This window comes from Enterococcus sp. S86.2 (assembly GCF_059834485.2).
On record NZ_CM206813.1, the window covers coordinates 1,119,583 to 1,139,173 of the forward strand.

The 19,591-nt window shown below is 36.3% G+C and carries 17 protein-coding genes; 14 read left to right on the forward strand and 3 right to left on the reverse strand.

The features are described 5' to 3' along the window. The first annotated feature begins 41 nt into the window (after positions 1 to 41). From AC6R0T_RS05105 to AC6R0T_RS05135, 7 genes are all read left to right on the forward strand, one after another. Positions 42 to 1,157: an LCP family glycopolymer transferase gene (locus tag AC6R0T_RS05105; RefSeq protein ID WP_206905524.1), complete on the forward strand. Its 1,116-nt coding sequence runs from the start codon at positions 42 to 44 to the stop codon at positions 1,155 to 1,157. Positions 1,158 to 1,528: 371 nt separating this feature from the next. Next, complete coding sequence (locus AC6R0T_RS05110; RefSeq protein ID WP_303753500.1) at positions 1,529 to 3,664, forward strand: penicillin-binding transpeptidase domain-containing protein; 2,136 nt, start codon at positions 1,529 to 1,531, stop codon at positions 3,662 to 3,664. A gap of 127 nt (positions 3,665 to 3,791) precedes the next feature. Then, the gene (locus AC6R0T_RS05115; protein WP_230708756.1) at positions 3,792 to 4,073 is read left to right on the forward strand and encodes an AAA family ATPase; all 282 of its coding nucleotides are present in this window, start codon (positions 3,792 to 3,794) and stop codon (positions 4,071 to 4,073) included. Positions 4,074 to 4,076: 3 nt separating this feature from the next. Next, entirely contained in the window at positions 4,077 to 6,116 is a 2,040-nt protein-coding gene (locus AC6R0T_RS05120) for a cation:proton antiporter (protein ID WP_303753502.1), read from the forward strand. A 157-nt stretch (positions 6,117 to 6,273) separates the two neighbouring features. Beyond that, positions 6,274 to 8,097 carry an ABC-F family ATP-binding cassette domain-containing protein gene (locus AC6R0T_RS05125; protein ID WP_500559739.1) on the forward strand — a complete coding sequence of 608 codons (1,824 nt, stop codon included), beginning with the start codon at positions 6,274 to 6,276 and terminating at the stop codon, positions 8,095 to 8,097. A gap of 33 nt (positions 8,098 to 8,130) precedes the next feature. Then, positions 8,131 to 9,078 carry a thymidylate synthase gene (locus tag AC6R0T_RS05130; RefSeq protein ID WP_206905532.1) on the forward strand — a complete coding sequence of 316 codons (948 nt, stop codon included), beginning with the start codon at positions 8,131 to 8,133 and terminating at the stop codon, positions 9,076 to 9,078. Positions 9,079 to 9,110: 32 nt separating this feature from the next. Next, positions 9,111 to 9,611, forward strand: a complete 501-nt coding sequence (locus AC6R0T_RS05135; RefSeq protein WP_282461315.1) for a dihydrofolate reductase — start codon at positions 9,111 to 9,113, stop codon at positions 9,609 to 9,611. Between the two features lie 77 nt (positions 9,612 to 9,688). Here the strand turns inward: AC6R0T_RS05135 and trhA are convergent, their stop codons facing one another. Beyond that, positions 9,689 to 10,342, reverse strand: coding sequence for a PAQR family membrane homeostasis protein TrhA (gene trhA / locus AC6R0T_RS05140; protein WP_303753505.1), 654 nt, complete (start codon positions 10,340 to 10,342; stop codon positions 9,689 to 9,691). A gap of 137 nt (positions 10,343 to 10,479) precedes the next feature. Here trhA and fakB point away from each other — a divergent pair, with 137 nt between their 5' ends. The 7 genes from fakB (at position 10,480) to lepB (ending at position 16,100) form a co-directional block, all read left to right on the forward strand. Beyond that, a complete protein-coding gene (gene fakB / locus AC6R0T_RS05145; protein WP_303753506.1) occupies positions 10,480 to 11,325 on the forward strand; it encodes a fatty acid kinase binding subunit FakB in 846 nt (281 codons plus the stop codon). Positions 11,326 to 11,774: 449 nt separating this feature from the next. Next, positions 11,775 to 12,674 (forward strand): SGNH/GDSL hydrolase family protein, encoded by a 900-nt coding sequence (locus tag AC6R0T_RS05150; protein WP_303753508.1) that lies wholly within the window; start codon positions 11,775 to 11,777, stop codon positions 12,672 to 12,674. Positions 12,675 to 12,705: 31 nt separating this feature from the next. Beyond that, positions 12,706 to 13,359, forward strand: coding sequence for a YpmS family protein (locus AC6R0T_RS05155; RefSeq protein WP_303753509.1), 654 nt, complete (start codon positions 12,706 to 12,708; stop codon positions 13,357 to 13,359). A 4-nt stretch (positions 13,360 to 13,363) separates the two neighbouring features. Further along, positions 13,364 to 13,885 carry a peptide-methionine (S)-S-oxide reductase MsrA gene (gene msrA / locus AC6R0T_RS05160; RefSeq protein ID WP_206905559.1) on the forward strand — a complete coding sequence of 174 codons (522 nt, stop codon included), beginning with the start codon at positions 13,364 to 13,366 and terminating at the stop codon, positions 13,883 to 13,885. Beyond that, on the forward strand, positions 13,878 to 14,099 hold the full coding sequence (locus AC6R0T_RS05165) for a YozE family protein (protein WP_206905564.1): 222 nt from the start codon (positions 13,878 to 13,880) through the stop codon (positions 14,097 to 14,099). The genes msrA and AC6R0T_RS05165 overlap by 8 nt, the downstream gene beginning before the upstream one ends. A gap of 15 nt (positions 14,100 to 14,114) precedes the next feature. Further along, positions 14,115 to 15,545 carry a S41 family peptidase gene (locus AC6R0T_RS05170; RefSeq protein ID WP_303753510.1) on the forward strand — a complete coding sequence of 477 codons (1,431 nt, stop codon included), beginning with the start codon at positions 14,115 to 14,117 and terminating at the stop codon, positions 15,543 to 15,545. A gap of 15 nt (positions 15,546 to 15,560) precedes the next feature. Next, entirely contained in the window at positions 15,561 to 16,100 is a 540-nt protein-coding gene (lepB, locus tag AC6R0T_RS05175; protein WP_206905566.1) for a signal peptidase I, read from the forward strand. A 73-nt stretch (positions 16,101 to 16,173) separates the two neighbouring features. Here the strand turns inward: lepB and mprF are convergent, their stop codons facing one another. Both mprF and AC6R0T_RS05185 read right to left on the reverse strand, forming a co-directional pair. Continuing rightward, a complete protein-coding gene (gene mprF / locus AC6R0T_RS05180; protein WP_303753512.1) occupies positions 16,174 to 18,750 on the reverse strand; it encodes a bifunctional lysylphosphatidylglycerol flippase/synthetase MprF in 2,577 nt (858 codons plus the stop codon). An 8-nt stretch (positions 18,751 to 18,758) separates the two neighbouring features. Continuing rightward, a complete protein-coding gene (locus AC6R0T_RS05185; RefSeq protein ID WP_230708737.1) occupies positions 18,759 to 19,511 on the reverse strand; it encodes an alpha/beta fold hydrolase in 753 nt (250 codons plus the stop codon). Positions 19,512 to 19,591 lie beyond the last annotated feature (80 nt).

A 19,591-nucleotide genomic window follows, 5' to 3' on the forward strand; every position in this document is an offset into this window, starting at 1 on the left:
ACGATATTCAACAAATGAAAAAGTTAACTAAGAGGTGTCCAATGCGTTTATATCAAAAAATTATTTTGGGAATTGTAGGTCTAATTACGGTTGCAGTTTTAGGCGCTACTGCTTATGGCATTAAAATGTATCACGATGCGAATAGTTCGTTTAATGCGATTGTTGAAAAAATTGATCGAAAAAATAGTCGCCACGTTTCAAAAGCTAATATCGATAATACGGAGCCGTTTTCAATTTTATTAATGGGAATTGATACGGGAGCTCTAGGACGAACAGAACAAGGGCGTTCTGATTCTATGATGGTCGTAACGGTGAATCCTGCAAAAAAACAATCAACGATTGTTAGTCTAGACCGTGATATCTATACGCAAATTGTTGGCTATGGTACGATGGATAAATTGAATCACGCCTACGCTTTTGGTGGTGTAGAGATGGCAATGGATTCTGTTGAGAATTTGTTAGATGTTCCATTAGATCATTACGTATCTATCAACATGCAGGGGTTAAGAGATTTAATTGATGCTGTTGGTGGTATAACAGTTGATAATAAAATTGATTTTACGTTAGAAGGAGTCCATGTTCCCAAGGGGAAAATTAAACTCAATGGTAAAACGGGTTTAGCTTATGCCAGAATGCGGAAACAAGATCCTCAAGGGGATATCGGACGACAAAAGCGACAACGTGAAGTTATTACTAAAATTGTCAATAAAGTAATGAGTCTTGATAGTGTCGCAAACTATCAAAAGATTTTAAAAGCGGTAGAAAAAAATACAAAAACAGATCTTTCTTGGGAAGATATGTTAGATATCGCCAATAACTATATTCCAGCCTTTAAAACAATCAAACAAGATCAACTCGAAGGTGAAGGACAAATGATCAATGGCATTTATTATCAAATGCTGGGTCTTAATCAAGTCTTGGAAATGCAAAATAAATTAAAAACGGAATTGAATTTACCGACAAGTGAAACTTTGCCAACTGGTGATGAATATACAAGCGGCTATGCTCAAGGTCAATTTTACGATGATACAAACCAAACTGCAGAAGCTGATGGTTCTGTTCAAAATGTGACCGGAACAGAAAATTATGGTGATGGTAGCCAAGATGGAAGTAATACTGGTTATGATCAAAATTACGATGAGCAAGCGGCCTATTAATTAAACTTAAAGATAATGTGAAGGCAATCCTTTGAAATAGGATTGTCTTTTTTATGTGTAGAGCAATTAGTGGGGGCAGCAGTGATAGGCCTGCTTTGAAAATATAATTATTTTTACTTACCCACAATTTTATAAAAATAAAAGCTTACTAAAAGTAATGTTTCACGCTTTATGAGAAATGATTTGATACTAAAGTCTGAAATTCATGCATTTTGTTTAGATAAAATTAAAAATATAATTATTCTTGTGGAACATTTTAAAAATACTTAGAAAACAAGCTTAAGGTTTTATTTATTTAGTGAATAAAACTGTATTATCAATGTTTTTTTGGTAAAATAAGACGGTACTGATGTTTTGGAAGGATTTGACACATGAAAGATCTTAAAAATAAATTAACACGAGCCCATATTGAAAAAAAATTAAAAGATGGACGAGCACCTTCAAAAACGGCGCCTCGTTCTCATGTTCCGTTTCGCTTGAATTTCCTTTTCTTTATTATTTTCGCATTGTTTATTGCTTTAATTGCGCAATTAGGTTATTTGCAAATTGTGAATGGCGATAATATTGCAACGCAACTAAGAGCCTCGTCGACAATTAAGATTAAAGGAAGTACACCACGGGGCATGATTTATGATGCAACGGGAAAACCATTGGTATCAAACGAAGCAAATCCTGCGATTACCTTTACCCGGGGTAATACTATGTCAGCTGAAGATTTACTAAAAATCGCCAATCGCTTAAATGAATTAATCGACGTTCCAATTGAAAAAACATTGCAAGAGCGCGATTTAAAAGATTATTGGCTGGCGAATCCTGAAAATCTAAAAAAAGCCAATAGTCGTTTGAGTGCAAGTCAAAAGTTGATCACCGATCAAAGTAAACGTTACGCCTTGTTAGTTGATAAAGTTTCGGATAAAGAAATTCAATTTGATACAAAACAAAAGAAAGCTGCGATGATTTTCAAAAAAATGAACAGTGCATCGGCACTAAATACTGTTTATATTAAAAATCGCGATGTTACTGATGAAGAACTTGCTATTGTAGCAGAACGGGCAAGTGAGTTATCTGGAGTTTCTACAGGTACGGATTGGAGCAGAGACTATGCTCAAAAAGGCTCGCTGCGTAGTATTTTAGGCAATGTATCAACTGAGACAACGGGGTTGCCAGCAGAAGATTTAGAGAAATATCTAGCAAAAGGCTATGCTAGAAATGACCGGGTTGGGACAAGCTTTTTAGAAAAGCAATACGAGGATGTTTTACAAGGAACAAAATCTCAATATGAAGTGATATTAGATCGACAAGGTAATATTTCCAGTCAAAAAGAAGTCTCGCCGGGAGCAAAAGGGGATAACTTAGTGTTGTCGCTAAATGCAGAATTTCAAAAACGGGTTGAGAATATTTTGAAAAAAAATTACCAAGGATTAATCGATGCCGGAAAAGCAGACTATTCACCGGGAGCTTATGCTGTGGCGATGGATCCCAATACTGGTGGTGTATTGGCGATGGCGGGTTTCTTACACAAAGAAAAAAGTGATGATTTAGAAGAGCATGCCCTAGGAACTGTGCAGTCAGCTTTTGTACCAGGGTCTGTTGTTAAAGCGGGAACGCTAACGGCAGGTTGGCAAAATGGTGTCTTAGATGGCAATGAAGTTTTGTATGATGAACCTATCAAAGTTAACGGTACCGAAATAAAGGCTTCTATTTACAATAAAGACGGCAGTGGCAGTCGTAATTTGTCTGCCCGTAAAGCATTGGAAATTTCCTCTAATGCTTATATGATGAAAGTAACCTTTAAATTACTGAATATGAATTATCAGTATAATGTTTCAATGCCTTTAATTGATAAACAGGTGAAAGCTTATGATGCGTTACGCAAAGCATTCTCAGAATATGGGATGGGCGTAAAAACAGGAATTGATATTCCCAATGAAGAAGATGGTATTTCTACACCAATTCGTTATTTGGATTCACAAAACAATGGTGGTAGTGTGCTAGATTTGTCTTTTGGACAGTTTGATACGTATACGCCGATGCAACTGGCCCAATATGCAGCAACTGTTGCAAATGGCGGCAAAAGAATTCAACCTCATCTCGTGAGTGGTATTTATGGTAATGATACAAATGGTGGACTAGGTAACTTGAAAAAAGCCATTCAACCGAAAGTTTTAAATACAGTTAATCTTTCGAAAAACCAAATGGATATTATTCAAGGTGGTTTTTACGATGCCGTTCATGGTAACGATCCTTTTACTACGGCTACTGCCTTAGCTGGAGCAAAAATGACGGCCTCTGCTAAAACAGGTACCGCCGAAACGGCTGTTTATAAAGATGGCAAAAAAATTACCGATACCATTAATAGCAATATTGTGGCCTATGGTCCGTCTAATGATGCAAAAGTAGCAATCAGTGTCATGCTACCAAATTTAAAAAATGATGATGACCATGTCAATGTAACAACCGCTAAAGAAATTATGGATGCTTACTATGATCTTTACATGAACAACTAAAAAGTAAGGGGTGTGACAATTTTTGTCAGGCCTCTTATTTTTTTGTTGCCTTATTTGTTGTTGTTACTTGTCAAGTACAGATGTTTGCGCTACTGTTAGGGAGACATTTTTAAAGGGAGTAAAAATCATGAGTAAAGACTTTGAAACACAGCTGAATTTATTACGGACAAAATATGGTAGTTTAACAATGGCAGAAAGACGGCGTATTTTGGAAAAAGTGCGACGTAAAAATCTTTTCAGCTATCGAAAATTGGAACGCTTAAAGCATGAACTCCTACGCTTAGAAGCAAAAAGAGCACAATTGGAGCTTGAAGAAGAACCAGGTGAGTTAACGGAGCTTGAACAAAAAATTGTGGCGCGTAAAGAAATCTTTTTAAAATTATTATGTGAATTTAAACAAAAGGAGTAAGGCATGGAATTAGTTGAATTAATTATTTTAATTGCTGTTGCAATTACTTTTTCAAATATTTTTGCCAAAATTATTCCCACCATTCCTATTTTTTTCATTCAAATATTTTTTGGAATTCTCGTTGGTTTATCGAGTTACGGTCGGACGTTAAATTTTAGGCCGGAAATCTTTCTGGTTTTAATTATTGCTCCGTTGCTATTTCGCGAAGGGGAGCACGCAGATTTGCCGGTAATTTTTAAAAACTTTGGTACCATCTTGTCTTTGGCTTTTGGTGGTGTGTTGGTAACACTTGTGGCAGTAGGTTTGACATTGCATACATTGATGCCGACGATCCCTTTAGCTGCTTGTATGGCTTTTGGTGCTGCATTAGGACCTACAGATGCAGTAGCAGTCACTTCGATTACCAAATCGCTGAAAATTTCTGATCGCGTTATGCGGATATTAGAAGGCGAAGGACTTTTAAATGATGCTTCTGGCGTTACGGCTTTTCAATTTGCAACAGTTGCCCTTATTACGGGGAGTTTTTCATTGTGGCAAGGTTCTTGGCGTTTATTATTTGCCAGTGTCGGTGGGGCTTTAGTCGGGATGATAGTAGTCTGGGGAAAAAGAAAATTAATTCGCTTAATTGAACAACTATCCGCACAAGACGTTACGGCTTATCTACTCATTGAGCTATTGCTTCCTTTTGTAGCCTATGTTTTTTCTGAAATTATCGGTGTGTCGGGAATTATTGCGGCAGTTGTCGCTGGTGTTATGCAAGCTACTGGGCGTCAAAAAGTGACATTGTTTCAAGCAGAACTTGCTAATGTCTCTACTGCAACATGGAATACCATCGTATTTACCTTAAATGGGTTAGTCTTTATCTTTTTAGGAATTGAGATTTCGCAAGTTTTCTCACCGATCTGGGAAAGTGATGTCTATGCAAACTGGCTACTCCTTTTAGTTATTGTGGCAGTTACGGCGATTTTGTTTTTTATCCGTTTCATTTTTTTACTTCTTTTAAATCTTTTTAGTACCAAAAAAGGAAAAGCCAAAACGTGGCAGGAAATCTTACTTTTAACATTTGGTGGTGTGAAAGGAACCGTCAGTTTAGCTACAATTTTTATTTTGCCTACAAGTCTTCATGGTGAAATCTTTCCTGAACGTAGTGTTTTGCTATTTTTGACAGCTGGTGTCATTTTATTAAGCCTCGTCATTAGTTTAGCTGTTTTACCGCAATTAGCTGATGGTGAAGCGGAGGTTCCCGTGGATGAAAAAGGATTGGCTATTTTAGCTGAAGTCAAAAAAGAATTACGGATAGACCAAAAAGAGACAACCTTAACTGAAAGTGAACAAATTGCCTTAAAAGCGGTTATCCAAAGTTATGAAAATCGCATGTGGGATACGTATACTGCCGCAATGACTGAAAGTGAACGTCAAGAAGTGCAAGAAATTCAAGCTTTGATTATTGGGATTGAGCGAGATGGATTAGATGAAAGTTTTCGCCGCCATGAAATTGACGTGAACACCTATCGCTTTTATTCGCGGTTTATTGCAAATTTCCAACATTCTGTAGGGCAACAAATTTTATCTTTTCTAGCGTTTTGGCTATTGGTTGTACGCCGAATTATTCGCGTAATTTTACATCCAAAATTATTTTTTGAACGAAGACAAACTACACCAAAACAAATGCAGCCAAATGACTTAAGTCAGATAAAAAAAGTTTATTTGCGTAATACTAAATTAATTAAGCAAAGCTTGACCAGTTTAGATGGTGTTTATGATGAAAAAATTATTGCTCATTTCTTGGAACAACGGCAAAATATGATGGGACGGCTAGAATTAAATGATTTTATGGCTGCGGTCATGATTCGCCAAGATCCAGCTTATATTAAAGAAATGCTACGGGGCTATTATTTAGAGCGAAAAGTAATTGATACATTTGAAACGGCAGGTACAATTACCACTTTTGCGGCAAATGAATACCGACGTAAAGTAAATTTATTAGAATCATATGCGATGGGCCAGACGGGGAATTTACCCAAAATTCCTTTTTTTAGATGAATTTAAATTAAGCAGATAGGTATTTTGCCTACCTGCTTTTTTTTACAAATAATGGTACAATGTGTGAGATATTGGAGGGGAACAAATGAAAGAATTAAAAGTAGTAGGCTTAAATAAAACTTACGGCGAAAAGACCTTGTTTTGTGATTTAAACTTTATGATCCATGAAAAAGATCGAATTGGTTTAATCGGAATTAACGGAACTGGTAAAAGTAGTTTGTTAAAAATTATTGCCGGCATTGAAAGTGGCGACGGTGATTTGAATCCTCTAGAATATTCCAAAGATTATCGCATTGCCTATTTAGCCCAAGAAAGTGATTTTGCGGGTGATCAGACGGTTTTACAAGCAGTTTTTGAAAGTGATAGTTTAAAAGTTCAAGTCGTTAAAGAATACGAACAGGCCTTGCAGCAACTGACAGAAGATGGTACGAATGAACAAGCTCAAAAACGTTTTGTAAAAGCCGAAGCGGCTATGAATGAGCAAGACGCCTGGCAAACAGATACCAATGCCAAAATTATTTTACAAAAATTGGGTATCCAACAACTAAATGAACCGATTAAAAATTTATCTGGGGGCCAACAAAAACGGGTCGGATTGGCACAAGTTTTAATTGATGAACCTGATTTGCTTTTATTAGATGAACCGACAAACCACTTAGATTATGATGCGATTACTTGGCTGGAAAATTATTTGAAAAATTACCAAGGATCGCTTTTGATGGTCACCCACGACAGGTATTTCTTGGACCGTGTGACTAACCGGATTTTTGAACTAGCAGACGGTGCATTACAAGAATTTAATGGTAATTATGAAAACTATTTAGCCGCAAAAGCGGAAAGAGAACGGGTAAACGCTGAAGCAGAGCAAAAGAAAAAGCAGCTTTATAAACAAGAACTGGCTTGGATGCGTGCTGGTGCAAAGGCAAGAACGACTAAGCAACAAGCTCGTATAAATCGTTTTGAAGATTTAAAAGAGAGTATGGGGCAAAATAAAGGTGATGACCAAGTAAGTATTGAAATTGCGACAAAGCGTCTTGGTAAAAAGGTCGTTGAATTAAAAAAAGCAAATTATGCTTTTGAAAATAAAGTGATTGTAAAAGATTTTGATTTATTAATTCAAGCGCGAGAACGAATTGGTATTACAGGTGAAAATGGTGCAGGTAAGTCGACGCTGCTAAACATTATTGCGGGTAGAATCCCTTTGCAAAGCGGAATTTTAGCAATTGGTGAGACCGTAAGAATGGCCTACTACACCCAACAAAACGATGCCATGGACCCGAATCAGCGAATGATTAGTTATTTACAAGAAGTAGCCGAAATGGTCAAAAAAAATGATGGTACCACAGTTAGTGTAACTGAAATGCTGGAGCGCTTTTTATTTCCGCGTCATACCCATGGGACACCCATTGGAAAACTATCTGGGGGTGAAAAACGGCGCTTGTTTTTATTGAAATTATTGATGAGTCAACCAAATGTCTTGTTGTTAGATGAACCAACCAATGATTTGGATATTGCGACTTTAACGGTTTTAGAAGATTATTTAGATACATTTGCCGGTGCTGTTTTAACAGTTTCCCATGATCGATATTTCTTAGACAAAGTAGCAGAAAAATTACTAATTTTTAATGGCAATGGAAATATCACTTCTTATTTTGGCAGTATCACCGATTATTTAACCAACAGATTAGAAGAAGATATGCTACCAAATGCAACAAAGAAGGTAAGTGTAGAAACTACGCATACAAAAGAAGCTGCGATTAAGAAAAAGCTAACCTATATGGAACAAAAAGAGTGGGAAACAATTGAAGAAGACATTACTGCGTTGGAAGAAAAAATTGCAGCATTAACTGAAGAAATGAATCATCAAGGAGCAGACTTTACGAAATTACAAGAATTACAAAAACAAATTAGTTCATCTGAAAAAAACTTAGAAGACAAAATGCAACGTTGGGAATATTTAAGCGAATTTGTAGTGGAATAAAGAATTTATCAGTGAAATTTGAGGGGGATATTCATGGAACAAGCATATTTAGATTTAGGGAAAAAACTATTAGAAGAAGGCCACGATAAAGGGGACCGGACAGGGACCGGAACTAAAAGTCTATTTGGCTATCAGATGCGTTTTGATTTAAATGAAGGCTTTCCACTGTTAACGACCAAGCGGGTACCATTTGGCTTAATCAAAAGCGAACTATTGTGGTTTTTAAAAGGGGATACCAATATCCGTTACTTATTGCAACACAATAACCATATTTGGGATGAATGGGCTTTTGAACGCTACATTAAAAGTACAGATTATAAAGGGCCGGATATGACTGATTTTGGTCGGCGCTCACTGGTTGATGAAAAATTCAATGAAGAATATCAAAAACAGTTAAAAGATTTTTGTGAAAAAATTGTTGCCGATGAAAAATTTGCCGCAAAACATGGAGACTTAGGTCACATTTATGGATATCAATGGCGTCATTGGGAAAAACAAGATGGGACGTTTATCGATCAAATTAAAGATGTCATTGAAATGATCAAAAAAAATCCCGATTCACGTCGCTTAATCGTGACTGCCTGGAATCCAGAAGATGTACCTTCAATGGCTTTACCACCATGTCATACAATGTTTCAATTTTATGTCTATGATGGCAAATTAAGTTGCCAGCTCTATCAAAGAAGTGCTGATGTATTTTTAGGTGTTCCCTTTAATATTGCCAGTTATGCATTATTAACACATTTAATTGCCCATGAAACAGGTCTTGGCGTGGGAGAATTTGTGCATACTTTAGGGGATGCGCATTTGTATCAAAATCATATTGAACAAATGAAAGAACAACTATCGCGCGAGGTGAGAAGTGCACCAACATTAGTTTTAAACCAAGAAAAAGCCTCTGTTTTTGATTTTGAGATGGAAGATATTAAAGTAGAAAATTATAATCCTCATCCAACAATTAAAGCGCCAATCGCGGTTTAAGTTTTAGTCAAAAATTTTAAAAGGAGGTAGCCATGCTAGCAGCAATTTGGGCACAAGATCAAAATGGTTTAATTGGTAAAAATGAAGTTCTACCTTGGTATTTACCAGATGATCTAAAATTTTTTAAAGAGATGACATTGGGTAAAACCCTCGTCATGGGGAGAAAAACTTTTGAAGGTATGGGGGGGCGCCCTTTGCCTGGACGAAGGACAATCATTTTAACCCGTAATGAAAATTACCAAGCACCAGTGGGCGTACTTGTTATGAATGATATTAAGCAAGTTATCGCCTATGCAAAAGCAAGTGATCACACGGTTTTTATCGCTGGTGGTGGGGCAATTTATGCGACGTTATTGCCGGCTTGTGACTATATTTTTCGAACGGTGATTGAAAATTCCTTTGAAGGGGATACGTATTTTCCTGAAGTTAAGTGGGAAAATTGGCGCTTAGTCAAAAAAGTTGCGGGAAAAGTTGATGAAAAAAATAAATTCCCCCACTCTTTTGAAGAATATGAACGCATCCATTTAGACTAAACAAAAAGTGCAATCAAAAGTTAACTTTTGATTGCACTTTTTAACTATATGGAAAGTATAAATTTTTAGATAATTTATTATGTGTAAAGTAAGATGGAAAAGTACATGAGACCAGCCCCTAACATGACAAACAAATGCCAGACAACATGCATGAAGCGAATATTTTTAAGACTGTAAAAAAGTGCGCCAACAGAATACGCAACACCGCCTGAAACTAAAAGGGCAGTACCGACATTGCCTAAAGAAAGCCATAAATCTTTAGCTGCAATTAAGCAAAGCCATCCCATAAATAAATATATGAAAGTTGAGACTTTCGAGACGGTGTCTTTTTTATGCAGCGTCAAGGATTTATAGACAATGCCGCTGATAGCTAAAAGCCAAATTAACGCAAATAATGTCCAACCAAGCCAGCCTTTAACACTTAGTAGGCAAAATGGTGTATAACTACCGGCAATTAAAAGAAAAATTGAATCGTGATCGAAAACTTGGAAGACTTTTTTTGCTTTGGTGAAAATTAAACTATGAAATAAGGTGGAAGATAAAAATAATAAAATCATCATTGAACCATAAATTGCATACGAGACGACGTGAAGAGCTGAGTCTAAACGGGCTCCTTTAACTAATAAGATAACTAAACCAGCTACTGCTAAACCAAAACCGATACCGTGGGTCACAGCGTTTAAGACTTCGTTGACGATTAAATATTTACGAGAAAATTGCGGTTTGTCCACGTATTTACAGCCTCCTTTTAGGGAATGTTCCAAAATTAATGAAAAAACAAAATGTCTCTGTTATACTTAGTGACAGAGCATGTTTAGCTGTATTTTAACATGAAGATGAGCAATGTTAAAGGAAGAGTGAAGGAACCATGGCAAAACTTAAAATAGTTACCGATTCATCGTGTACGATGGAAAAAGCGTTACAAGAAAAATTAGATATTCAAATCGTTCCCTTATCGGTTATGATTGATGGCGTTTTATATAAAGATGATGAAACGTTACCTGGGGAAAAGTTCATGAGTATGATGGCCAGTGCCAAAGAACTGCCTAAAACGAGTCAGCCGCCGATTGGGGAGTTTGTCGAACTTTTTGATGAACTGGGAGCAGATGGCAGTCAGATTTTATCAATTCATATGACGAAAGGCTTAAGCGGGACCGTTGAAGCTGCCCGACAAGCCAGCAACTTGTCAAAAAGTGATGTGACTGTCATCGACAGTGATACAACTGACCAAGGATTATCTTTCCAAGTCATCAAAGCCGCTGAAATGGCACAAGCTGGGAATTCTTTAGCAGAAGTTTTGGTAGCGGTTGAAAAAGTACGGGAAAATACGAAGCTTTATATTGGTGTTTCCACTTTGGATAATTTGGTGAAAGGTGGCCGAATTAGTCGTGCTACTGGCATTTTATCGAATTTATTAAATATGCGCGTTGTAATGGACTTTGATCATTCAGAGTTAATTCCTGTGATTAAAGGGCGCGGCACTAAAACATTTACCAAGTGGTTTGACGGTTTGAAAAAAGAATTGCAACAAAAAACAAATGTTAAAAGTATTGGGATTTCCCATGCTGATGGGTTAGCATTATGTGAAGAATTTAAAAAGGAACTGCAAGAACTATTTCCAGAAATGCATATTCCTTTGTTGCACACCACGCCAATTATTGCGACCCATACAGGTAAAGGCGCTTTTGCCATCACCTATTATACCGAAGACTAATAATTTGAAGTTGAGACAAAGATAAGTTGGCAAAGTGCCAAAATAAGATAGAAAAGTGCTTTAAAGCTCTTAAGGTTAGTAGTTTTTAAGAGCTTAGCATTTCACTAGACGATTTTGGCAGTTAGCGTCAACTTGTGGTTTTTGTTTCAACTTTTTTATTTTTGCAGCAATAATAAAAAAGACTGCAATAAAAATTGTAGAAAAGTAAAGCTTTATAGGAAAGCGGTGGGCAAACTACCCATTTCATGTTTTTTTTGCTAAAATAAGCGGTGCTATAGCTTTTGCTACTAGTCCAGTAAAAGTGTGACAAGGCTGGAAGTTTCGTTGTCAAAAAAAGCGCATGGTTTAATCTTTTTGTTAAGGAATAGAAATTATTTTGCCCAAATTCGTAACAGGATGTTTTTTTAATCATCAATAATAGTTTATTTAATTAAAGGGAGGTTTAGCTTTTGAAATTTTTTAAACCCCTGATTACTCTTTTAAGCGTAGGAATTGGAGCATTGCTTATTTATATCGTATTAAATCAGACGATTCCGCAGGCAAAACCAATTTTAAAGCCTGCCCAAGTTAGTGAAGTGGTAAAAAATCAAAAGGAAAAACTTCACTTTGTCGCCATTGGGGATTCCCTAACTGAAGGAATCGGCGATGAAACAAAACGGGGTGGTTTTGTACCGATAGTAACCAGTGATATTACAGAACGTTATCGTTTAACGAGTGTGGAAGTGGAAAACTATGGTGTTGCTGGTGAACGCAGTGATCAGATTTTAACGCGCATGAAAAAAGAGGAGTCAATTTTAGCAAATGTAGCTACTGCCGACATTCTAACGTTAACGGTGGGGGGCAACGATTTAATGAAGGTCATCCAAGATAACTTCTTTGGTTTATCGATTAAGACTTTTAAAAGACCACAAGAAAAGTATCAAAAAAGAGTGGCTGAAATTATTGCGCTAATGCAAAAACAAAATAAAAATGCTCCAATCTATGTCTTTGGTATTTATAATCCTTTTTATTTAAACTTTCCTGAAATTACCGATATGCAAAAAATTGTTGATAACTGGAATTTAGCGACTGAAGAAACCACGAAAACATTCAAAAACGTCTACTTTATTCCTATTAATGACCTGTTATATCGGGGTTTAGATAATGAGGTAGGTATTGATAGTACTCTGGATTCTTCAACCGAAGATGAGATAAAAAGTTCTAATAGTAGTGATTTAAATATTGTAGACAACAACGCTTTGTATGATCAAGATAAATTTCACCCCAATAATTTAGGCTATCAGTTAATGGCAAATGCATTGCGGGATGAATTAATCAAAACACGAGCACAATGGCTAATTAAAAAGTAGACCAGAAAATAAAGACGAGGAGCAGTCACATATGACAGAGAATAAATCAACGCAAACTCGCGAAGAAAAACAAGCATCAAAAAAATTTGACCTAAAAAAAATGAACGGCTGGAAGATTGCCTTTTTGTGTTTAATTGCTTTTGTTTTAGGAACAGGTGTGTTTTTTGGGACACGAATTTTTTCCATTCGTGAACCCGATTATAGTAAAACAACAAAAGTATTAGACAAAAAAGGACAAGAAGTAACGACGATCTCCATGAATAAAAGTCAATTGAATGCTTTGATTGATTACTATTTAACCGATTTTCAAAAAGATAGTAGTGTGAAGTATCAATTTGCTTTGGAAAATGAAGCAATGCTTTCAGGGGAAACCAAAATATTAAATTTTCCTGTACATTTTTATTTGTATTTTGATCCTTTTGTGATGGAAAATGGCAATATCCAATTACGGGCGAAAAGCATGTCGATTGGCACACTTGGTTTACCGATTGAAGAAGTAATGAAATTGGTAAAACGTGGTTATGATTTTCCAGAATGGATTGAGGTAAAACCAAAAGATAAATCGATCACGTTGCGCTTGGATCAATTTCAATTACCTACGGGACTTTTCGTCAAAGCAAAAAAAATCAATTTGATTGACGATGAGATTCAGGTAGGCTTATATTTACCGGAAAGAAAGGACTGATTTGATGGAACGAGCAATTTTTGCTGGTGGATGCTTTTGGTGCATGGTGCAACCTTTTGATGAGCAACCTGGTATTTATACAGTAACTTCTGGTTATACTGGGGGGCATGTTAAAAATCCAACTTATGAACAAGTTTTGACCCACACAACAGGTCATACCGAAGCTGTTGAAATTATTTTTGATCCAGCAGTGATCCGTTATACTGATTTATTGCAAATTTATTGGCAACAAACAGATCCAACGGACGCCTTTGGTCAATTTCAAGATCGTGGTGATAATTATCGGCCGGTAATTTTTTATTTGAACGAAGAACAAAAAGTTGCAGCTTTAAAAAGTCGTCAAGCTTTAGCTGACAGCGGTATTTTTAAAGAACCAATTGTCACGCAAATTGAGCCTGCGCAACCTTTTTATGAAGCAGAGGGGTATCATCAAGATTATTATAAAAAAAATCCCCAAAACTTTGCTCTAAATCACCAAAGAAGAGCAGAATTTATCAAAGAGCATTGGGAGGATTTTGATGCGTAGAAGTTTTTATCACTATGTTCTCACCTTAAAAGGTCCCAATCACTTAAGTGAAGAGCAAGTTTTTGCCAATCATGTTAGTTGTGATATTCAATTTCCAAAACATACTAGTGATTATGATGAATTATCGAGTTATTTAGAAATGAATGTTGATTATTTATCTAGCATGGATATTTTTGACCGTATTTATGAACAATACGTGGAAAACAATCGTTAAGAAAGTAGGCCAGGGATGAAAAAAATATCCATAAAATTATACCTCATCTCTTTACTTGCAGCGGCACTTTTATTTGGTGGTGGCGGTTATTTATACGGTACGCTGCACGAGTTGCAAAAAGAATCCCGTAGCCCTCAGACAGATGAGCTGGCTAAAGTACATCAATTATACGACGAAATAAAAAGTAGCTATTATCGGGATGTTGATTCTAAAACTTTAGTAAATGGTGCTCTTAAAGGTATGACAGAGGCTTTAGGTGACCCGTATACAACATTTTTAGATGAAGAAGGTTCTAGTCAGCTCAACCAATCACTATCCGATAGTTTTGAAGGAATTGGTGCTACTTTGCAAATAAAAAATGATTATCCTGAAATAGCGCAAGCACCAATTAAAGATACACCGGCTGCTAAAAAAGGTTTGAGGGCAAAAGATATCATTTTAAAAGTAGATGATATGGCAACTAAAGGTAAAAAATTAGATGAGGTTGTTAGTAAAATTCGAGGTAAAAAAGGAACTGAGGTAACTTTAGAAATTAGGCGGGGGCATGAAACGTTTACCACGAGTCTAAAAAGAGCAAAAATTTCCATACACACCGTAACAGATAAAATCAGCGTAGATGACAAACAAATTGGTGTCATTCAAATTGCTAGCTTTGGTGAAAATACTGCCAAAGAATTAAAGGATGCCATTGTTTCATTGCGCAAACAAGGCGCAAAGTCATTTATTTTAGATGTACGACAAAATCCTGGGGGCTTATTAGATCAAGTTGAGGAAATGGCGAGCATGTTTTTAAAAGATGGTCAAACAATTGTTGAATTTAAAGACAATCATCGAACCGTGTCAAAAGCGGTGGCGGAAGAAAAGTTTGATCAAGGTTTTAAAGTCAGTGAACCAAGTGTCGTATTAGTTGACGGTGGTTCTGCTTCGGCGGCAGAAATCTTTGCAGCGGCTTTAAACGAGTCTGCTAATATACCAATTATTGGGACGACAACTTTTGGTAAAGGAACGGTTCAAACGATTAGCCCAATTGATGACAAGAGTAGTTTAAAACTAACCGTAAGTAAATGGCTAACGCCAAAAGGCCATTGGATTCACGAAAAAGGATTAACGCCAACCATAAAAGCTGATTTTCCCGATTACGCTTATCTTGCGCCTTTGCCGCGGGATAAAGAATTAAAAGAAGGACAAACATCAGCAGAGGTTAAACGCTTGAATCGCTTTTTAGCGGCGCTGGGGTATGATACAAAAGAAGATGTTTTTACCGCAGAAACGACAAATGCTTTAAAAGATTTTCAAAGTAAACATAAATTGTCTGTAACCGGCAGTTTAAATAAAGAAACAGCTGATGCAATTGAAAATGAATTGGCACTACAAATCAGGGCCCATGATGCAGCTTACAACAGGGGAATTACTGAATTAAAAAAAGAAATGACAGCAAAGAAGTGATGCAGGAGAAATGGTATGAAAAAATTTAAAGATTATTTTTGGATGACAATAAAATATGCCATTATTGCACTTTCACTTGCTATTTTAGTTCGTGGTTTTTTGTTAATTCCAGTACCGGTTGAGGGAAATTCGATGGAGACAACTTTGAAGCAAGGGGATATGGTTGTCATGGAAAAGATTTCTAAAATTAAACGTTTTGATGTGGTTGTTTTTCAACTTGCAAGTGGTACAACGTATATTAAACGTGTCATCGCATTACCTGGAGATGAGTTGCGTTATGATAATGACAATCTTTATATTAACGGTAAAAAAGTCCCAGAAAAATTTTTAGTTGCAAATAAGCGGCACTTGGCAGATGAAGGTTCATTTACCAATGACTTTTCTTTAGAGGAGTTGACGGGGACTAAAAAACTGGCACGAGACAGTTATTTTGTTATGGGAGATAACCGGCGTATTTCAAAGGACAGTCGCTCTTTTGGTGCCATTAAGTCCCAAGATATTTTAGGCAAAGCTCGTTTTGTTTATTATCCTTTGAAACATTGGCGTATTATTTAAAAAGACCGGAGCAATTTAATTGCTTCGGTTTTTTTGCGTAGTTTTTTACGCTTAATTTAAGTCTGAAAGTTGTTTAACGTTTCAAGAAACGCTTAACACCGTGAAGGGGCGTATTTTTGCCAACGGCGCGATTGTCAATAAATAAAATAGCTAACATAACGTAAGCTATCCAGCTGTCTCTGGAATACAAGGTGTAGCGAGAACGCCATTGACTGGCATATTTTTCTTTATAGTCTCGTAAACCTTGGAAAGAATAAAATCGGGAACCAAACTCATAAACTAAATAGGCAATTCGTTCTTGAATAAAACTTTTGCGGGATTGTCCAACATTTGAAAGTGGGGCCATGCCTAGATCAAAATATTGAATACCTTCGTTTTGCATATAAGCAAATAAATTAACAAATAGAAAATCCATACTACCAGATGGGGCTTTGTCAGCATGGTGTCGCATTAAATCAATCGTTCCAATTTCTTTTGTATAAGTTGGAATAATATTTGCAAAAGAGACGATTTCTCCTGCGCTATTTTTCACTACAGCCATTGGTCCGCGTTGTAAATAATCTTCATCAAAAAAGCCAAGGGAGAAGCCTTTTTCCTTGCGGCCATCTAACCAACTATCGGAAATTTCTTTAAAAGTAGCCATGGTTTCAGTTGAATAAGGCGGTTGGATAACTTCAAAGGTAAAACCATTTTTCTCAATTTTGTTTAAGACCGCTCGTGTCCCCTTCATTTTCTTACCTGAAGTTGTAAAAGTATCCAACTCAACTAAAGCTTCTTCACCCATTTTGATAAAGTCGTATCCTAATTCATGCAAAATCATAACGGTGTCTTCGTCTGTTTCATAAAAGACAGGCAAGTAACCTAACACATCGGCATCGCGGATAAATTGCGCAATAGCTGCTTCAAAATCTGATTTTTTACCATTAGGACTACCCATCACGATATTTTTATTGTTATAGGTAGCAAATTGTAAAAAGACAGTGTCATCAGTACCATCGTTATAAACATAAATATTTTTGTCTTTTAAATAAACTAATTGAGAATCTGAATTTCCACCGTAAGTGTTTAATATATGACTGACTTTGGCTTCGTTGAACGTTTCGCCAGGCTGCTTTTTCTTTCCTTGCAAGTAGCGGACAAAAAGTAAAATAAACAACGCGATTACTAAAATAGCAATAAAGCCTGAAAACCATAATTTTTCAGATGGAAACAAGAAAAAGCTAATGATTTTTTTGTGGTGATGGGGAAATGTTGGTAAATTGTAAATCCCAATAATTAAATACAATAAAGTTAATCCACCAATAATTATGCCATCAATGGTCAACTGCTCAAAAGAATAAACCAATTGTTCGCGGAATAATTCTGTTTTTGATAAAAGTGTAATGAGTAGAATCAGGCTTAAAAAGATAACCGCAACAAGACTAAAATCAATTAAAAAGGTGTAAATAATGGCAGCTACAAGCAACATGATCGTAGGAAAGTAAGCTCGTTTTACCCTTGAGGCAATCGCGCGCCCCATAATCAATAAGCTAAATCCTAAAATGATACTAGGAAACTGAACGATAATATGAAAACGAAATGGATTGACATGTTGCAGCCATTTGAATTCTGAAAAAGCTTGGGGAACAGTCGCCATTAAGACCATCATAATGCCAGAAAAATATAACATGGCTACTTCAATTTTATGGAAAACCTCTAATGTCAACTGTTTAGGAATACCAGAGTAGCGGGTATCCACTTTGGTCCATAAATTTTTGAAAAACAGCACTAATCCAATTGCAAAAGGAATCAAGTAATAAAAAATGCGGTACAATAGCAGCCATGCAATAACTGTTTCACGATTAATTCCCAGATTGGATAATCCTAAGATCATCATAATATCAAAACTGCCTAGTGCACCTGGAATCATGGAAACAATCCCAATGACTGAAGCAGCGATGTAAAGGGGTAAAACTTGCCATAATGGAAACGGAACTTCCATTAGATAGCCAATTGCTAAAAATGAACCGGCAACACCTGTCCACTCAAGAAAAGAACTGGCAATTAATTCCAAGCGATACTGTGGCTTTAAGCCGCCTAACAAGCCGGTTTTTTTGAAGTGGGTGATAAGTAAAACAACGGGAAAATATAAGCCACCACCGATTAACCAAATCCAATATTGTTTTAAATAAGGATTGATATCTGTGAACATCACTAAGAAAAACGAAATAAGACTATAAATAGAAAGACCAGACATTAAAAAGATTAAAATCTTGGATAAGGCACTTGCGACATCTTTGCCTTTTTGTCCTTTGCCAAAAAATTCAGAGCGTAAACCGATACTAACAAATCCGCCAAAGCCTGCGATATTATTAATCGTGTTGATTAACCAACTCGTTTCAAAAATATAACTTTTTTTATGGTCTAAATTTAACATTTTATTTAAGGTGAAGTCATAACCTACCATCGGCAAGACCGCTACAAGACCAATTACAAGCATTAAAAAGACTTTATAGATAGGTACATCAACTAATGTCATCTTTAATTGATCAATATTAATGGTTTTACTGATGGAGATTAATTCACCGGCGACAATTACGATAACAGCAAATAGAAAAATTGTTTTTAAAATACTTTCATAGCTTTTTACTTTGGTAATAATTTTTTGCATACCAACACCTACTTTTCTTGTAAAAATTTGTAAACAACATGGTTGAAATATTCTGGGTGACGTTGTGCAGCTGTGTGACCAGCTCTTTTTATCAAAATTAACGTACTATTCGCTAAAAGAGCGGCAATTTTTTTGGTGTGACTAGTCTTAATGACATCTTGTGTGCCCGCGATTACTAAAGTAGGCGCGACAATTTGCTTTAAATCGGCTTCTGTTAGGGGTAAGTCATCTATCATTAAGCCGAGCATATTTTTTTGGCGATAAAAATAGTGACTGAAAAGGCCTAAAAAGGCAGAGGCAAAATAACCGAATTGGGTGGCAATTTTTGGTGGCCATTTTTCTCCGCTTAAGCGATAATTGCCGGAATTTAAAATTAGCTTTTCTATTTTATCAGGAAAAATATGGGCAAAAACCATGGCGAGATTAGCACCGTCGCTGAAACCTAATATACTTGCTTTACTGAGCTTTAGTTGCTCCATGACTTCGGCTAAGTCACCAGCTAAAAGTCGAAAATTAAGTTCATTGGCTTTGTTGTCAGAACGGCCGTGACCGCGGGTGTCAAGTACGATGCAGTCAAAATAAGCAGCAAAAAAAGGAATTTGCTCTTTGAAGTAGCGCCCACTGCTGTTATTACCATGTAAAAAAATTAAAGGCTTCCCTGCACCGTAGCGCTCATAATAAAGCTTTGTTTGATCGTTTAAAAAAATATAGCCGTTTGTCATGGACATCCCCTCAATTTCATTATAACGATTGTTTAACATTCTGAACAATGATACGGGTAACAATGAACAAACAATACTGTAAGTTAGCGGCACGAAATCTTTTGTTTTTCTAAAATTAT

What these genes read in the sequence shown, in the direction of transcription:
- AC6R0T_RS05105 (WP_206905524.1), top strand. Translation starts at nt 42, where the DNA reads ATGCGTTTATATCAAAAAATTATTTTGGGAATTGTAGGTCTAATTACG.
- AC6R0T_RS05110 (WP_303753500.1), top strand. Translation starts at nt 1,529, where the DNA reads ATGAAAGATCTTAAAAATAAATTAACACGAGCCCATATTGAAAAAAAA.
- AC6R0T_RS05115 (WP_230708756.1), top strand. Translation starts at nt 3,792, where the DNA reads ATGAGTAAAGACTTTGAAACACAGCTGAATTTATTACGGACAAAATAT.
- AC6R0T_RS05120 (WP_303753502.1), top strand. Translation starts at nt 4,077, where the DNA reads ATGGAATTAGTTGAATTAATTATTTTAATTGCTGTTGCAATTACTTTT.
- AC6R0T_RS05125 (WP_500559739.1), top strand. Translation starts at nt 6,274, where the DNA reads ATGATCCATGAAAAAGATCGAATTGGTTTAATCGGAATTAACGGAACT.
- AC6R0T_RS05130 (WP_206905532.1), top strand. Translation starts at nt 8,131, where the DNA reads ATGGAACAAGCATATTTAGATTTAGGGAAAAAACTATTAGAAGAAGGC.
- AC6R0T_RS05135 (WP_282461315.1), top strand. Translation starts at nt 9,111, where the DNA reads ATGCTAGCAGCAATTTGGGCACAAGATCAAAATGGTTTAATTGGTAAA.
- fakB (WP_303753506.1), top strand. Translation starts at nt 10,480, where the DNA reads ATGGCAAAACTTAAAATAGTTACCGATTCATCGTGTACGATGGAAAAA.
- AC6R0T_RS05155 (WP_303753509.1), top strand. Translation starts at nt 12,706, where the DNA reads ATGACAGAGAATAAATCAACGCAAACTCGCGAAGAAAAACAAGCATCA.
- msrA (WP_206905559.1), top strand. Translation starts at nt 13,364, where the DNA reads ATGGAACGAGCAATTTTTGCTGGTGGATGCTTTTGGTGCATGGTGCAA.
- AC6R0T_RS05165 (WP_206905564.1), top strand. Translation starts at nt 13,878, where the DNA reads ATGCGTAGAAGTTTTTATCACTATGTTCTCACCTTAAAAGGTCCCAAT.
- AC6R0T_RS05170 (WP_303753510.1), top strand. Translation starts at nt 14,115, where the DNA reads ATGAAAAAAATATCCATAAAATTATACCTCATCTCTTTACTTGCAGCG.
- lepB (WP_206905566.1), top strand. Translation starts at nt 15,561, where the DNA reads ATGAAAAAATTTAAAGATTATTTTTGGATGACAATAAAATATGCCATT.
- mprF (WP_303753512.1), bottom strand. Translation starts at nt 18,750, where the DNA reads ATGCAAAAAATTATTACCAAAGTAAAAAGCTATGAAAGTATTTTAAAA.
- AC6R0T_RS05185 (WP_230708737.1), bottom strand. Translation starts at nt 19,511, where the DNA reads ATGTTAAACAATCGTTATAATGAAATTGAGGGGATGTCCATGACAAAC.